Origin of the sequence: Brachybacterium huguangmaarense, assembly GCF_025725725.1 — a bacterium.
Taxonomy (GTDB): domain Bacteria; phylum Actinomycetota; class Actinomycetes; order Actinomycetales; family Dermabacteraceae; genus Brachybacterium; species Brachybacterium huguangmaarense.
The window spans coordinates 155,320-168,531 of sequence record NZ_CP107020.1; the positions used below are offsets into that span (position 1 = coordinate 155,320).

Genomic DNA, 13,212 nt, shown 5'->3' on the forward strand with positions numbered 1-13,212 from the left:
CTCTCGAATCGAAAATCTCGTAGGTCTGATGGATCTCAGGTCGGGGCGGGCGGGCCGGGGAGGCGCCTCGCGCGAGCGCTCGGCGTCTCCCCCACCCGGATCCGTCAGACCTCTTCGATGGAGCCGACGCCCTCGTGGGGTCGGCGGGACAGGTCGATGCCGAGCTCCTCGGCGGCGCGGAACACGTCCTCGTCGCTCTCGCGCATCTCCATGCTCTGACCGTCGGAGGACAGGACCTCGACGTTCAGGCACAGCGACTGCATCTCCTTGAGCAGCACGCGGAAGGACTCCGGGATGCCGGGCTCGGGCACGTTCTCGCCCTTGACGATGGCCTCGTAGACCTTCACGCGGCCGGAGATGTCGTCGGACTTGATGGTCAGCAGCTCCTGCAGGGCGTAGGCGGCGCCGTAGGCCTCGAGGGCCCACACCTCCATCTCGCCGAAGCGCTGGCCGCCGAACTGGGCCTTACCGCCCAGCGGCTGCTGCGTGATCATCGAGTACGGGCCGGTCGAGCGGGCGTGCAGCTTGTCGTCGACCAGGTGGTGGAGCTTGAGGATGTACATGTAGCCCACCGAGATCGGCTCGGGGAACGGCTCGCCGGAGCGGCCGTCGAACAGCCGCGCCTTGCCGTTGCCCTTGACCATGCGCTCGCCGTCCCGGTTGGGGGTGGTCGAGGAGATCAGGGAGTTGAGCTCGTCGCCCGTGAGGCCGTCGAACACCGGCACCGCGACAGGGGTGCCGGGCTCGCCCGTGAGCGCCGCCTCGGGCAGCTCCCCCGCGACCTCGGAGTCCGTCAGGTCCCAGCCGTTCTTGGCGACCCAGCCCAGGTGGGTCTCCATCACCTGGCCGATGTTCATGCGGCCGGGCACGCCCATCGGGTTGAGGATGATGTCGACCGGGGTGCCGTCCTCGAGGAACGGCATGTCCTCGACGGGGTTGATCTTGGCGATGACGCCCTTGTTGCCGTGGCGGCCGGCCAGCTTGTCGCCGTCGGTGATCTTGCGCTTCTGAGCGATGTAGACGCGCACCATCTCGTTGACGCCGGTGGGCAGGATGTCGCCCTCGTCGTCCTCGGTGAACACCTGGACGCCGATCACGGTGCCGGACTCGCCGTGCGGGACGCGCAGCGACGTGTCGCGCACCTCGCGGGCCTTCTCGCCGAAGATCGCGCGCAGCAGGCGCTCCTCCGGGGTCAGCTCGGTCTCGCCCTTCGGGGTGACCTTGCCGACCAGGATGTCGCCCGGCTCGACCTCGGCGCCGATGCGGATGATGCCGCGCTCGTCGAGGTCGGCGAGCACGTCGTCGCCGACGTTGGGGATGTCGCGGGTGATCTCCTCGCGGCCCAGCTTCGTGTCACGGGCGTCGACCTCGTGCTCCTCGATGTGGATCGAGGTGAGCACGTCGTCGGAGACCATGCGCGAGGACAGGATGATGCCGTCCTCGTAGTTGTGGCCCTCCCACGACATGAACGCGACGAGCAGGTTCTTGCCCAGGCTCAGCTCGCCCTCGTCGGTCGAGGGGCCGTCGGCCAGGATCGAGCCCGCCTCGACGCGGTCGCCCTCGTTCCACAGGACACGCTGGTTGTAGCAGTTGCCCGCGTTGGAGCGCTGGAACTTCCCGATCGGGTAGGTCTGGCGGGTGCCGTCGTCGGCCATCACCGAGATCAGGTCCGCGGACAGATCCTCGATGACGCCGGCCTTCTGCGAGACGATCACGTCGCCCGCGTCGACCGCCGCGCGACGCTCCATGCCGGTGCCGACGAGCGGCATCTCGGCGCGCAGGAGCGGCACGGCCTGGCGCTGCATGTTCGCGCCCATGAGCGCGCGGTTGGCGTCGTCGTGCTCGAGGAACGGGATCATCGCGGTCGCGACCGACACCATCTGGCGGGCGGAGACGTCCATGTAGTCCACGTCCGCGGCGTCGACGAGCTCGGGCTCGCCGCCGGGGAGGCGCACGAGCACCTGCTCCTCGGCGAAGCGGCCGTCGTCCTCGAGCGCGGCGTTGGCCTGCGCGATGATGTGGCGATCCTCGTCGTCGGCCGTCAGGTAGACGATCTCGTCGGTGACCTGGCCGCCCGTGACCTTGCGGTACGGGGTCTCGATGAAGCCGAAGGGGTTGATGCGCGCGAACGTCGCGAGCGAGCCGATCAGGCCGATGTTCGGGCCCTCAGGGGTCTCGATCGGGCACATGCGGCCGTAGTGGCTCGGGTGGACGTCGCGGACCTCCATGCCGGCGCGGTCGCGGGACAGACCGCCCGGGCCCAGCGCCGAGAGACGGCGCTTGTGGGTCAGGCCCGAGAGCGGGTTGTTCTGGTCCATGAACTGCGACAGCTGGCTGGTGCCGAAGAACTCCTTGATCGCGGCCGTCACGGGACGGATGTTGATCAGGGTCAGCGGCGTGATGGCCTCGACGTCCTGGGTCGTCATGCGCTCGCGCACGACGCGCTCCATGCGCGACAGGCCCGTGCGGACCTGGTTCTGGATGAGCTCGCCGACGGCGCGGATGCGACGGTTGCCGAAGTGGTCGATGTCGTCGGTCTCGACGCGGATGGCGCGGTCGCCCTCCCCCGCGTACTCGCTGAGGCCGTCGTGCAGGGCCACGATGTACTTCACGGTCGCGACGACGTCCTCGAGGGTCAGCGTCGACTGCGACAGCGGGTTGGTCAGACCGAGCTTCTTGTCGATCTTGTACCGGCCGACCTTGGCGAGGTCGTAGCGCTTGTCGTTGAAGTAGAGATTGTTGAGCATCGCCTCGCCCGCGTCGCGGCTCGGCGGCTCGCCCGGACGCTGCTTGCGGTAGATGTCCATGAGCGCCTCGTCCTGCGACGAGATGCGGTCCTTCTCGAGGGTCGAGCGCATGGACTCGAACTCGCCGAACTCCTCGAGGATGTCGCTGTGGGACATGCCGAGGGCCTGCAGCAGGGTCGTCACGGACTGCTTGCGCTTGCGGTCGATGCGCACGCCCACCTGGTCGCGCTTGTCGATCTCGAACTCGAGCCACGCGCCGCGCGAGGGGATCACCTTGGCGGAGTAGATGCGCTTGTCGCTCGTCTTGTCGATCGACTCCTCGAAGTACACGCCCGGGGAGCGGACCAGCTGGGAGACGACGACGCGCTCGGTGCCGTTGATGATGAAGGTGCCCTTGTCGGTCATGAGCGGGAAGTCGCCCATGAAGACCGTCTGGGTCTTGATCTCGCCGGTCTCGTTGTTCATGAACTCCGCGATGACGTACAGCGGAGCGGAGTAGGTGAGGTCCTTCTCCTTGCACTCGTCGACCGTGTACTTCGGGTCGTCGAAGGTGTGGTCGCGGAAGGACAGCGACATGTTGCCGGCGAAGTCCTCGATCGGGGAGATCTCCTCGAAGATGTCCGCGAGGCCCGAGGTCTGGGGCTCGTCCTCACGGCCCTCGGCGGCGGCCGCCTCGGCTCGCCCCTGCCAGCGCTCGTTGCCGAGCAGCCAGTCGAAGCTCTTGGTCTGCAGGGACAGGAGGTCCGGGACCTCGATGGGGTCGCCCAGCTTCGCGAACGTCACGCGGGGCGACGCGGTGCGGGCGGCGATGGTAGGGGTGAGATCGGTGCTCGAGGCAGCCAAAGGGGGGTCCTTCCACAGGCCGACGACAGTGGGGCGCGACCGGTCCGACACGTCGACGCGCCGAGAAGTCCTCACACGAGGTGAGAACGGCGGGCGAGCACGGCGACTTAGGGCACAGCGCAAAAGCTGAGCATAGCAACCAACACGGATGGACACAAGGGGTATAGCTCACACCCGGTCCATCCGCGTCGACCGCCATATGCCTGGCGCGGAAGGCGGAGCGTCCTGCCCTCTTATGGGATGCTCCGGGATCCCCGACATCGGCGGCGGGGGCGGGAGCTCGGCAGGACCTGCTCACGTTCGGGAACCAGGATGGGCGCAATCCGCCCGGCAGTCAAGCCGACCACGCCCATGGGCGCGCAGATCCTCGCGCGAGGGTCGGGCACGGCCCGAGGGCGCGGGCCGTGCGGCCCCGCCCCCCCTCGAGCCCGGCGACGGCGGCGGGCATGCGGAAGGGCCGCCCCGCGGTGCGGGACGGCCCTTCGTGAAGCAGAGCGCCGGGGCGGCGCTGTCGCCGCCCCTGCGCGCACGTCACTTGACGGTGACGGTGGCGCCGGCGCCCTCGAGCTGCTCCTTGGCCTTGTCGGCGGCAGCCTGGTCGACCTTCTCCAGGACGGCCTTGGGAGCGCCGTCGACGAGGTCCTTGGCCTCCTTCAGGCCGAGGCCCGTCAGAGCGCGCACCTCCTTGATGACGGCGATCTTGGCCGAGCCGACCGACTCGAGGACGACGTCGAACTCGGTCTGCTCCTCGGCGGCGGGGGCGTCGGCCGCGGCGCCACCGGCAGCGGCGACCGCGACGGGGGCGGCAGCGGTGACGTCGAAGACGTCCTCGAACTGCTTGACGAAATCGGAGAGCTCGATGAGGGACATCTCCTTGAAAGCCTCGATGAGCTCGTCGTTGCTGAGCTTCGCCATGATGGCGTTCCTTCCTGTTGGGGGGACCTCGTACGAGGTCCCGTCCGGGGTGGTGCGGCGCTGGTGCGCCTGGTCGGTCCCGGTCGTCCCCTGCGGGAGCGACCGGAGGTCAGCGCTGACGCGCTGGGATGTGCGCAGCAGGTCCGCGAGAGCCGAGGCTCAGGCGTCCTGCTTCGCACGCAGCGCGTCCACGGTGCGCGCGGCCTTCGACAGCGGCGCCTGGAACACGGCAGCGGCCTTGGACAGGGAGCCCTTCATGGCTCCCGCGGCCTTGGCCAGCAGGACCTCGCGGGACTCGAGGTCCGCGAGCTTCTTGACGTCGTCCTCCGAGAGGGCCTTGCCCTCGAAGTAGCCGGACTTGACGACGAGCTTGTCGTTCTCCTTGGCGAAGTCACGCAGAGCCTTCGCGGCCCCGACCGGCTCACCCTTGATGAAGGCGATGGCGGTCGGACCCGAGAGCTTGCCCTCGAACGCGTCGATGCCGGCCTCGCGGGCGGCGATCTCCGTGAGCGTGTTCTTCACCACGGCGTACTGCGCATCGGATCCCAGTGCGCGGCGCAGCTGCTTGAGCTGCTGCACGGAGAGTCCGCGGTATTCGGTGAGAACGGCGGCATCGGACTCACGGAACAGCTCCCTGAGCTCGGCGACGGCGTCCACCTTCTCGGGCTTCGCCATGGCCCTCCTTCCAGAGGTCTCGGACGCCGGCTGAAGGCCCGGAACGAGAAAAGCCTCGACGCGCAGGGCGTCGAGGCTCGGCCCGCACGACACCGCCGTCCGGGGACGGGATGATCATGCGGTCGTTCGATGCACCTGCGCAGGCCGTCCCGTACGGGAGTCCTTCGGTCGTCCTCGGGGTCGAGGGCGACGACCGGCGGTCTTCGGTGCGTCCAGGCTACCGGACGCCCCCGACCAGGGCGACACCGGGCCGCGCGTCGTCGGTCACACCCGCTGTGACCTCGGCCACGGCGCGGAAGCGGCGGCTGCGCCGGGGACGAATGTCCCGTCGCGTCGAACGTGCACGCGGCCCCGCCCCCGAGGCCCGGCCCGCCCGTCCTGCCGCCGCTTCTGCGCCCATGATCCATCCCACCACCGAACCCGCAGGCAGGACGGGGACGAGGGTCCCTGAGCACCTCATGTGGTGGGCGCCACATCCACCTCGTCGCCCGTCCCGGCCGCGCCGAGACCTGCGGCCCGGTTCGCCGACAGCTCTCGCCGATGTCCGTCCTGACCTGCGGGAACGGGCGGCCGCAGGCGGCGGCGACGTCGGGACCTCCTGGCCCTTGAGGGCCCCCTCCCCCTCCCCTAGCGTCAGGGGTGACGGACCCACCGGGGACCGTCGGAGCATCACCTACCAGGCAAGGACAGACAGTCACATGGCAGCCTCGGGAACGACGACCATCGACGCTTCGACCACGAAGACGACGACCCCTTCGCGGACCACGCCGACCGCCGCATCGAGCACGAAGACGACGAGCCCCTCCGAGATCGACACGCTCGCGGCGCGCGGTGCGGCCGCGCTCGCGGCCTTCGACTCCTACGACCAGGACACCATCAACGAGATCGTGCACGCGATGGCGCTCGCGGGCGTCGACCAGCACATGCCGCTGGCCCGCCTCGCCGTCGAGGAGACGGGCCGCGGTCTCTTCGAGGACAAGTGCGTCAAGAACCTGTTCGCGACCGAGTACATCTGGAACTCGATCAAGTACGACCGCACCGTGGGCGTGATCCACGAGGACAAGCAGACCGGCGTCACCGAGATCGCCGAGCCCGTGGGCGTCGTCGCCGGCGTCACCCCGGTCACCAACCCGACGTCGACCACGATGTTCAAGTGCATCATCGCGATCATGACGCGCAACCCGATCATCTTCGCGTTCCACCCGAGCGCCCAGCAGTGCTCGTCGGCCGCGGCGAAGGTCATGTACGACGCCGCCGTCGCAGCGGGCGCGCCCGAGCACTGCATCCAGTGGATCGAGCACCCGTCGATCGAGGCCACGACCGCTCTGCTCAACCACCCGACCGTCGCGCTCACGCTCGCCACGGGCGGCTCCGGCATGGTCAAGTCGGCGTACTCGACCGGCAAGCCCGCTCTCGGCGTCGGCCCGGGCAACGTGCCCGTGTACTTCCACAAGAGCGCGAAGATCGCCCGCAGCGTCAACGACCTGATCCTGTCCAAGACCTTCGACAACGGCATGATCTGCGCGTCCGAGCAGGCCGTGTTCATCGACCAGGAGATCGCCGACGAGGTCATCGCCGAGTTCGAGAAGTTCGGCACCCACGTCGTCACCCCCGCCGAGGCCGAGAAGCTCGAGGCCTTCATGATCACCGAGACCGGCTCGGTGGTCGCGTCCGTCGTCGGCCAGAGCGCCCAGGCGATCGCCGAGGGCGCCGGCATCGACGTGCCCGCGGGCACCAAACTGCTGCTGGCCCCGATCGACGGCGTCGGCGAGGACCACCCGTTCTCGCGCGAGAAGCTGTGCCCCGTGCTCGGCATGAAGGTCGTCTCGGGCCCCGAGGAGGGCCTGGACCTCTCCGCCCGGATGCTCGAGTTCGGCGGACTGGGCCACACGGCCGTGCTGCACGCGCGCGACGCTGAGCTCGAGCGCGAGTTCGGGCTGCGGATGAAGGCCTGCCGCATCATCGTCAACTCGCCCAGCGCGCTGGGCGGCATCGGCGACGTCTACAACGGGCTGATCCCCTCGATGACGCTCGGCTGCGGCTCGTACGGTCACAACTCCGTGTCGCGCAACGTCTCGGCCATCGACCTCATCAACGTCAAGCGGATCGCAGAACGGCGGAACAACATGCAGTGGTTCAAGGTGCCCCCGAAGACCTACTTCGAGCGCTACTCGGTCCAGTACCTGCAGAAGATGCCGGCCATCAACCGCGTGTTCATCGTGTCGGATCCCGGCATGGTCCAGTTCGGCTACGTGGACGTCCTGATCGACCACCTCAAGAAGCGCAAGGACGAGGTGGCCTGGACGATCTTCTCCGACGTCGAGCCCAACCCCACCTCGGAGACGGTGTTCAAGGGCGCCTCGCACATGCGCGACTTCGAGCCCGACTGCATCATCGCGCTCGGCGGCGGCTCCGCGATGGACGCGGCCAAGGGCATGTGGCTGTTCTACGAGGAGCCCGAGGCGTCCTACTTCGGCATGAAGCAGAAGTTCATGGACATCCGCAAGCGCACCTACCGCTTCCCCAAGCTGGGCAAGAAGGCGCAGTTCGTCGCGATCCCGACCACGTCGGGCACCGGCTCGGAGTGCACCCCGTTCGCGGTCATCACGGACTCCGAGACGCACGTGAAGTACCCGATCGCCGACTACGCGGTGACCCCGCACGTCGCGATCGTGGACGCCCAGTTCGTCGACACGGTGCCGCGGCGCACGGCCGCCGACTCCGGCATGGACGCGCTGACCCACTCGATCGAGTCCTACGTCTCGACGATGGCGAGCGACTACACCCGGGGCCTGTCCCTGCGGGCGGCGCAGCTGATCTTCGCCAACCTCCGGGCCGCGGTGCTCGACAACGACCTGGACGCCAAGGAGAAGATGCACAACGCGTCGGCCATGGCGGGCATGGCGTTCGCCAACGCGTTCCTGGGCATCGTGCACTCGCTGTCGCACAAGTGCGGCGCCGAGTTCAACATCGCCCACGGCCGCACCAACGCAATCTTCCTGCCGCACGTGATCCGGTACAACGCGACGCGTCCGTTCAAGCACGCGATCTTCCCCAAGTACGAGTCGTACCGGGCCGATCAGGACCTCGCGGAGTTCGCGCGGTTCATGGGCTTCCCGGCCTCGACCGTCGAGGAGGGCGTGCAGTCGCTCATCGACGAGGTCACCCGGCTGGGCGAGGATCTGGGCATCGAGCTCAGCCTCAAGGCCAACGGCGTGACGCGGGAGCACCTGGACGCGACCATCGACACGCTCGCCTACCGGGCGTTCGAGGACCAGTGCACCCCGGCCAACCCCAAGGAGCCGCTCGTCGCCGAGCTCAAGGAGCTCATCGCCGACGCCTACGAGGGCGAGGTCGGGTACACCGCGGCGCACGGCGCCTCGGTCGTGACCCCGGCGCACGCCCCGACCTCGGAGAGCATCGAGGCGGCCGAGCAGAAGGCGGAGGCTCCTGCGGGCGCCGACGACACCGCCGAGTTCGTCGACTCGATGGATCCCGAGCTCGAGCGGGAGCTCGGCAGGGCCTGATCCCGACCGGCACGACGGCGGCCGTCCCCTCGCGGGGGCGGTCGCCGTCGTCCGTGCGCTCGCGGGGACGCTCGACCGCCCAAGGACGCCCCCTGATCGAGATCGTCCTTCCGGCGGAGTTCTCGTGGGGTTCCGCCGAGAGAGGCGATCTCGAGGTGGGCTCGACGCGCGGGCTCGCGTCAGCCCGCACCGCTCCCCCGCACAGCACGACGCCCCGCCCACCGGGAGGTGGACGGGGCGTCGTCGCGGGAACCGGGAGGATCAGGCCTCGTCGGTGTCCTCGGTGAGGTTGCGGGTGCGGCTCACGTCGACCGGGATGCCCGGGCCCATGGTGGTGGACACGGTGATCTTCGTGATGTAGCGGCCCTTGGAGCTCGACGGCTTGAGGCGCAGGATCTCCTCGAGCGCCGCGACGTAGTTCTCCACGAGCTGCGCGTCGCTGAAGGAAGTCTTGCCGATCATGTAGTGCAGGTTCGCTGCACGATCGGTGCGGAACTCGATCTTCCCGCCCTTGATGTCGGACACGGCCTTGGCGGTGTCCATCGTGACGGTGCCCGTCTTGGGGTTCGGCATGAGGCCACGGGGGCCGAGCACGCGGCCCAGACGGCCTACCTTGCCCATGAGGTTCGGCGTGGCGACGGCCGCGTCGAAGTCGGTCCACCCGCCGGCGACCTTCTCGATGAGCTCGTCGTCGCCGACCTCGTCGGCGCCGGCCTCACGCGCGGCCTCGGCCTGCGGGCCGGACGCGAACACGATCACGCGAGCGGTCTTGCCGGTGCCGTGGGGCAGGTTGACCGTGCCGCGGACCATCTGGTCCGCCTTGCGGGGGTCGACGCCCAGTCGCATCGCGACCTCGACGGACGCGTCGAACTTGGTGGCGGAGGTCTTCTGTGCCAGACGCACGGCGTCGAGCGGAGCGTACAGACGCCCCTCCTCGATCTTGGCCGCGCCGTCCTTGTACGCCTTGCTGCGGAATGCCATCAGTCTCAGTCCTCCACCGTGATGCCCATGGACCGGGCGGTCCCCGCCACGATCTTTGCGGCCGCATCGATATCGTTCGCGTTCAGGTCGGGCATCTTGGTCTCCGCGATCTCGCGGACCTGTGCCATCGTCACCGAGCCCACCTTGTCGGTGTGCGGGGTGGCCGAGCCCTTCTGGAGGCCCGCGGCCTTCTTGATGAGCTCCGCCGCCGGCGGGGTCTTGGTGACGAACGTGAACGAACGGTCCTCGTACACGGTGATCTCGACGGGGATGATGTTCCCGCGCTGGTGCTCGGTCGCGGCGTTGTACGCCTTGACGAACTCCATCATGTTGACGCCGGCGGCACCGAGCGCCGGACCCACGGGCGGCGCAGGGGTGGCCGCGCCGGCCTGGATCTGGAGCTTGATGATGCTCGCGACCTTCTTCTTGGGAGGCATTGCTCTTCCTTACTTGTCGTGGTCCGGGCGGGGTCCCGAGGGGCCCCTCCCACTGCGGACCCCGGCGCGGGGCCGGGGTCGGACCGGTCGTGCGAGCACGACCGGCCACCGAACGATAGCCGGGCCCGTGCGGGCTCGGCTATCGATCAGGTCACACGGGAGCGGGGACGATCAGATCTTGGCGACCTGGTCGAAGCCCAGCTCCACCGGGGTCTCGCGTCCGAAGATGGACACGAGGACCCGGAGCTTCTGGTTGTGCTCGTCGATCTCGGCGATCGAGGCGGGCATGGTCTCGAACGGACCGTCCATGACGGTCACGGACTCGCCGACCTTGAAGTCGGGCATCTTCTGCGCGGCCTGGGACTTGGTCGACGAGGAGGACGAGGACGAGCGCTTCTTCTCCGGCAGGCCCACGGACGGGGCGAGCACGGAGAAGATCTCGTCGAAGCTGAGCGGCGTCGGATCGGTCGCGTTGCCCACGAAGCCGGTCACGCCGGGGGTGTCGCGCACGACGCGCCACGAGCCCTCGGTCATGTCCATGCGGACGTAGACGTAGCCGGGGATGCGCACGCGGCGCACGACCTTCTTCTGCCCGCCCTTGATCTCGGTCGCGTCCTCCATCGGGACCTCGACCTGGAAGATGTACTCCTCCATGTCCTGGGTCTCGATGCGCGTGGTGAGCTGGGTCTTCACGCGGTTCTCGTGACCGGAGTAGGAGTGGACGACGTACCACTCGCCGGGGGCGCTGCGCAGCTGGCGGCGCAGGACGGCGACCGGGTCCTCCTCGGCGGGGGCGGCCTCGCCCGCGGGGGCCTCCGCGCTCGGGGCCTCGTCCTCGGGGAGCTCGGCGACGGGGGTGCCGGCCGCGGCGCCGAGGGTCTCGTCGTCGCTGATCTCGAAGGAGGCCTCGGGGGCCGCGGGCTCGAGGGAGGTGCCCGCGGGCTCCTCGTCGGCGAGCCCGTCCGTGTCCTCGTCGCCGGCGAGCCCGTCCGCGACGGTCACGTCGGCGGTCTCCTCGACGGAGGCCGCGGCGTCCTCCTCCGGGCGTGCGGAGAAGGCGAGGGTGTCGTCGAAGGAGTCGGCGTCCGCCTCGGGGGTCTGGCTGCCCTGCTCGTCTGCCACCGTGAACCTGCTTTCTGTCCGGCTGTGGATCGGGATCTGCCGCCCGGCGGGCGGGATGGTCGGGCTGCGCCCGCCGGTCAGCTGCCGAGACCGCCGGTGGTGAAGGCGATCCGGGCGAGCCAGCCGAAGGCGACATCGAGCCCGAACACGATGAGGATCATCACGAAGACGAAGCCGAGCACCGTGACCGTGTAGGTCAGCAGCTCACCGCGCGTCGGGATGACGACCTTCTTGAGCTCGGCGACGACCTGGCGGACGAACAGCACGATCGCCGCAAAGGGGTTCCGGCTCGCCCGCGGCGCGTCGGGACCGTCCGAGGTCCGCGACGAGGTGGCCTGCTGGCTGGAACTCACGTCTGGTCCGTCCGATCTCATCGAGGTCATCGGCTCCCGCCCGGGCGGACCCGGGCGGATGAGCAGGGCAGACAGGACTCGAACCTGCAACCTGCGGTTTTGGAGACCGCTGCGCTACCAATTGCGCCACTGCCCTTCGTCCCGGCGCGACAGCGCACAGGACCGACGTACAGCATAGCCATGACGACCCACCGGTGCGAATCATCGTCCCGCATCGCGCGCCAGGTCACATCCGGCGCCCGCGCCGACCGCGGCGTCGGCGGGCCCGGAGATCCTGGCGGGGGCCCTGCGGCTCTGACACCATAGGCGGGGTGAACACGACAGGTCGCAGCCCCGAGTCCGCCTCCCCCTCCGCTCCTCACGCCCGGGTCTCGCGTCGCGTCGGCGCGATCGCCGAGTCGGCGACCCTCGCGGTCGACGCCAAGGCCAAGGCGCTCAAGGCCGCGGGGCACCCCGTGATCGGCTTCGGCGCCGGCGAGCCGGACTTCCCCACCCCCGCGCCCATCGTCGCCGCGGCCCAGGAGGCGGCCGCCGATTCCCGCAACCACCGCTACTCCCCCACGGCGGGCCTGCCCGAGCTCCGCCGGGCCATCGCGGACGCGACCGCCCGCACCGACGGCGTCGAGGTCGACCCGTCGCAGGTGCTCGTGACCAACGGCGGCAAGCAGTCCGTCTACCAGACGTTCGCGACGCTGCTGGACCCCGGTGACGAGGTGATCCTGCCCGCGCCGTACTGGACCACGTACCCCGAGGCGATCCGGCTGGCGGGTGCGCGCGAGGTCGAGGTCTTCGCGGGCGCCGACCAGGGGTACCTGCCCACGATCGACCAGCTCGAGGCCGCGCGCACCGAGCGCACGCGCGCGATCCTGCTGTGCTCGCCCTCCAACCCCACGGGCGCCGTCATGAGCCGCGAGCAGATCACCGCGCTCGGGCGGTGGGCGCTCGAGCACGGGATCTGGGTGGTCTCCGACGAGATCTACCAGCACCTGACCTACGACGGTGTCGAGTTCACCTCGGTGCTCGGCGCCGTGCCCGAGCTCGCCGACACGTGCGTCCTGCTCAACGGTGTCGCCAAGACCTTCGCGATGACGGGCTGGCGGGTCGGGTGGACGGTCGGGCCCCGCGACATCGTCGCCGCCGCCACGAACCTCCAGTCCCATCTCACGTCGAACGTCAACAACATCGCCCAGCGGGCCGCGATCGCCGCGCTCGAGGGGCCGCTCGACGAGGTCGAGGAGATGCGCACCGCCTTCGACCGCCGGCGCCGCGCGATCGTCGAGCGGCTGTCCGCGATCGACGGCTTCCGCGTCCCCGTGCCCGAGGGCGCGTTCTACGTGTTCCCCGACGTCACGGGCGTGCTGGGCCGGGAGATCGGGGGCGAGCGGATCGAGACCTCCGGGCAGCTCGCGGCGGCGATCCTCGAGCACGCCGAGGTCGCGGCGGTGCCGGGCGAGGCCTTCGGCGCCCCGGGCCACCTGCGCTTCTCCTATGCCCTGGCCGACGCCGACCTCGCCGAGGGCATCGACCGGGTGGCCGCGCTGCTGTCCCGGTGACGCCCGAGCCGTCCCCGGGCCCCGTCACGACGGGCCGCCGCCCGACGCCGCCCGGACGG

At 69.7% G+C, this 13,212-nt stretch carries 9 protein-coding genes and 1 tRNA gene; 2 read left to right on the forward strand and 8 right to left on the reverse strand.

All coding sequences use genetic code 11. From position 1 onward, the window contains the following. Positions 1 to 104: 104 nt before the first annotated feature. The 3 genes from rpoB to rplJ form a co-directional block, all read right to left on the reverse strand. Positions 105 to 3,590, reverse strand: a complete 3,486-nt coding sequence (gene rpoB, locus BRM3_RS00790; RefSeq protein ID WP_263594217.1) for a DNA-directed RNA polymerase subunit beta — start codon at positions 3,588 to 3,590, stop codon at positions 105 to 107. A gap of 531 nt (positions 3,591 to 4,121) precedes the next feature. Further along, positions 4,122 to 4,505 (reverse strand): 50S ribosomal protein L7/L12, encoded by a 384-nt coding sequence (gene rplL, locus BRM3_RS00795; protein ID WP_263594218.1) that lies wholly within the window; start codon positions 4,503 to 4,505, stop codon positions 4,122 to 4,124. A gap of 159 nt (positions 4,506 to 4,664) precedes the next feature. Beyond that, a complete protein-coding gene (gene rplJ, locus BRM3_RS00800) occupies positions 4,665 to 5,180 on the reverse strand; it encodes a 50S ribosomal protein L10 (protein WP_263594219.1) in 516 nt (171 codons plus the stop codon). 698 nt (positions 5,181 to 5,878) lie between these two features. Between rplJ and adhE the strand changes: the two genes are divergently transcribed. After that, positions 5,879 to 8,707: a bifunctional acetaldehyde-CoA/alcohol dehydrogenase gene (gene adhE / locus BRM3_RS00805; protein ID WP_263594220.1), complete on the forward strand. Its 2,829-nt coding sequence runs from the start codon at positions 5,879 to 5,881 to the stop codon at positions 8,705 to 8,707. A 261-nt stretch (positions 8,708 to 8,968) separates the two neighbouring features. Here adhE and rplA read toward each other — a convergent pair whose 3' ends face one another. The 5 genes from rplA to BRM3_RS00830 all read right to left on the reverse strand — a co-directional run bounded on the left by rplA (position 8,969) and on the right by BRM3_RS00830 (position 11,736). Further along, positions 8,969 to 9,688: a 50S ribosomal protein L1 gene (gene rplA / locus BRM3_RS00810; RefSeq protein ID WP_263594221.1), complete on the reverse strand. Its 720-nt coding sequence runs from the start codon at positions 9,686 to 9,688 to the stop codon at positions 8,969 to 8,971. Positions 9,689 to 9,693: 5 nt separating this feature from the next. Continuing rightward, positions 9,694 to 10,125, reverse strand: a complete 432-nt coding sequence (rplK, locus tag BRM3_RS00815; protein WP_263594222.1) for a 50S ribosomal protein L11 — start codon at positions 10,123 to 10,125, stop codon at positions 9,694 to 9,696. A 171-nt stretch (positions 10,126 to 10,296) separates the two neighbouring features. After that, complete coding sequence (gene nusG / locus BRM3_RS00820) at positions 10,297 to 11,247, reverse strand: transcription termination/antitermination protein NusG (RefSeq protein WP_263594223.1); 951 nt, start codon at positions 11,245 to 11,247, stop codon at positions 10,297 to 10,299. 77 nt (positions 11,248 to 11,324) lie between these two features. Further along, complete coding sequence (gene secE, locus BRM3_RS00825) at positions 11,325 to 11,600, reverse strand: preprotein translocase subunit SecE (RefSeq protein WP_263594224.1); 276 nt, start codon at positions 11,598 to 11,600, stop codon at positions 11,325 to 11,327. A gap of 63 nt (positions 11,601 to 11,663) precedes the next feature. After that, a tRNA-Trp gene (locus BRM3_RS00830) sits at positions 11,664 to 11,736 on the reverse strand. Between the two features lie 175 nt (positions 11,737 to 11,911). On the opposite strand from BRM3_RS00830, the gene BRM3_RS00835 reads away from it, so the two are divergent. Further along, on the forward strand, positions 11,912 to 13,153 hold the full coding sequence (locus BRM3_RS00835; protein ID WP_263594225.1) for a pyridoxal phosphate-dependent aminotransferase: 1,242 nt from the start codon (positions 11,912 to 11,914) through the stop codon (positions 13,151 to 13,153). The last annotated feature ends 59 nt before the right edge of the window (positions 13,154 to 13,212 follow it).

What these genes read in the sequence shown, in the direction of transcription:
- rplL (WP_263594218.1), bottom strand. Translation starts at nt 4,505, where the DNA reads ATGGCGAAGCTCAGCAACGACGAGCTCATCGAGGCTTTCAAGGAGATG.
- rplJ (WP_263594219.1), bottom strand. Translation starts at nt 5,180, where the DNA reads ATGGCGAAGCCCGAGAAGGTGGACGCCGTCGCCGAGCTCAGGGAGCTG.
- adhE (WP_263594220.1), top strand. Translation starts at nt 5,879, where the DNA reads ATGGCAGCCTCGGGAACGACGACCATCGACGCTTCGACCACGAAGACG.
- rplA (WP_263594221.1), bottom strand. Translation starts at nt 9,688, where the DNA reads ATGGCATTCCGCAGCAAGGCGTACAAGGACGGCGCGGCCAAGATCGAG.
- rplK (WP_263594222.1), bottom strand. Translation starts at nt 10,125, where the DNA reads ATGCCTCCCAAGAAGAAGGTCGCGAGCATCATCAAGCTCCAGATCCAG.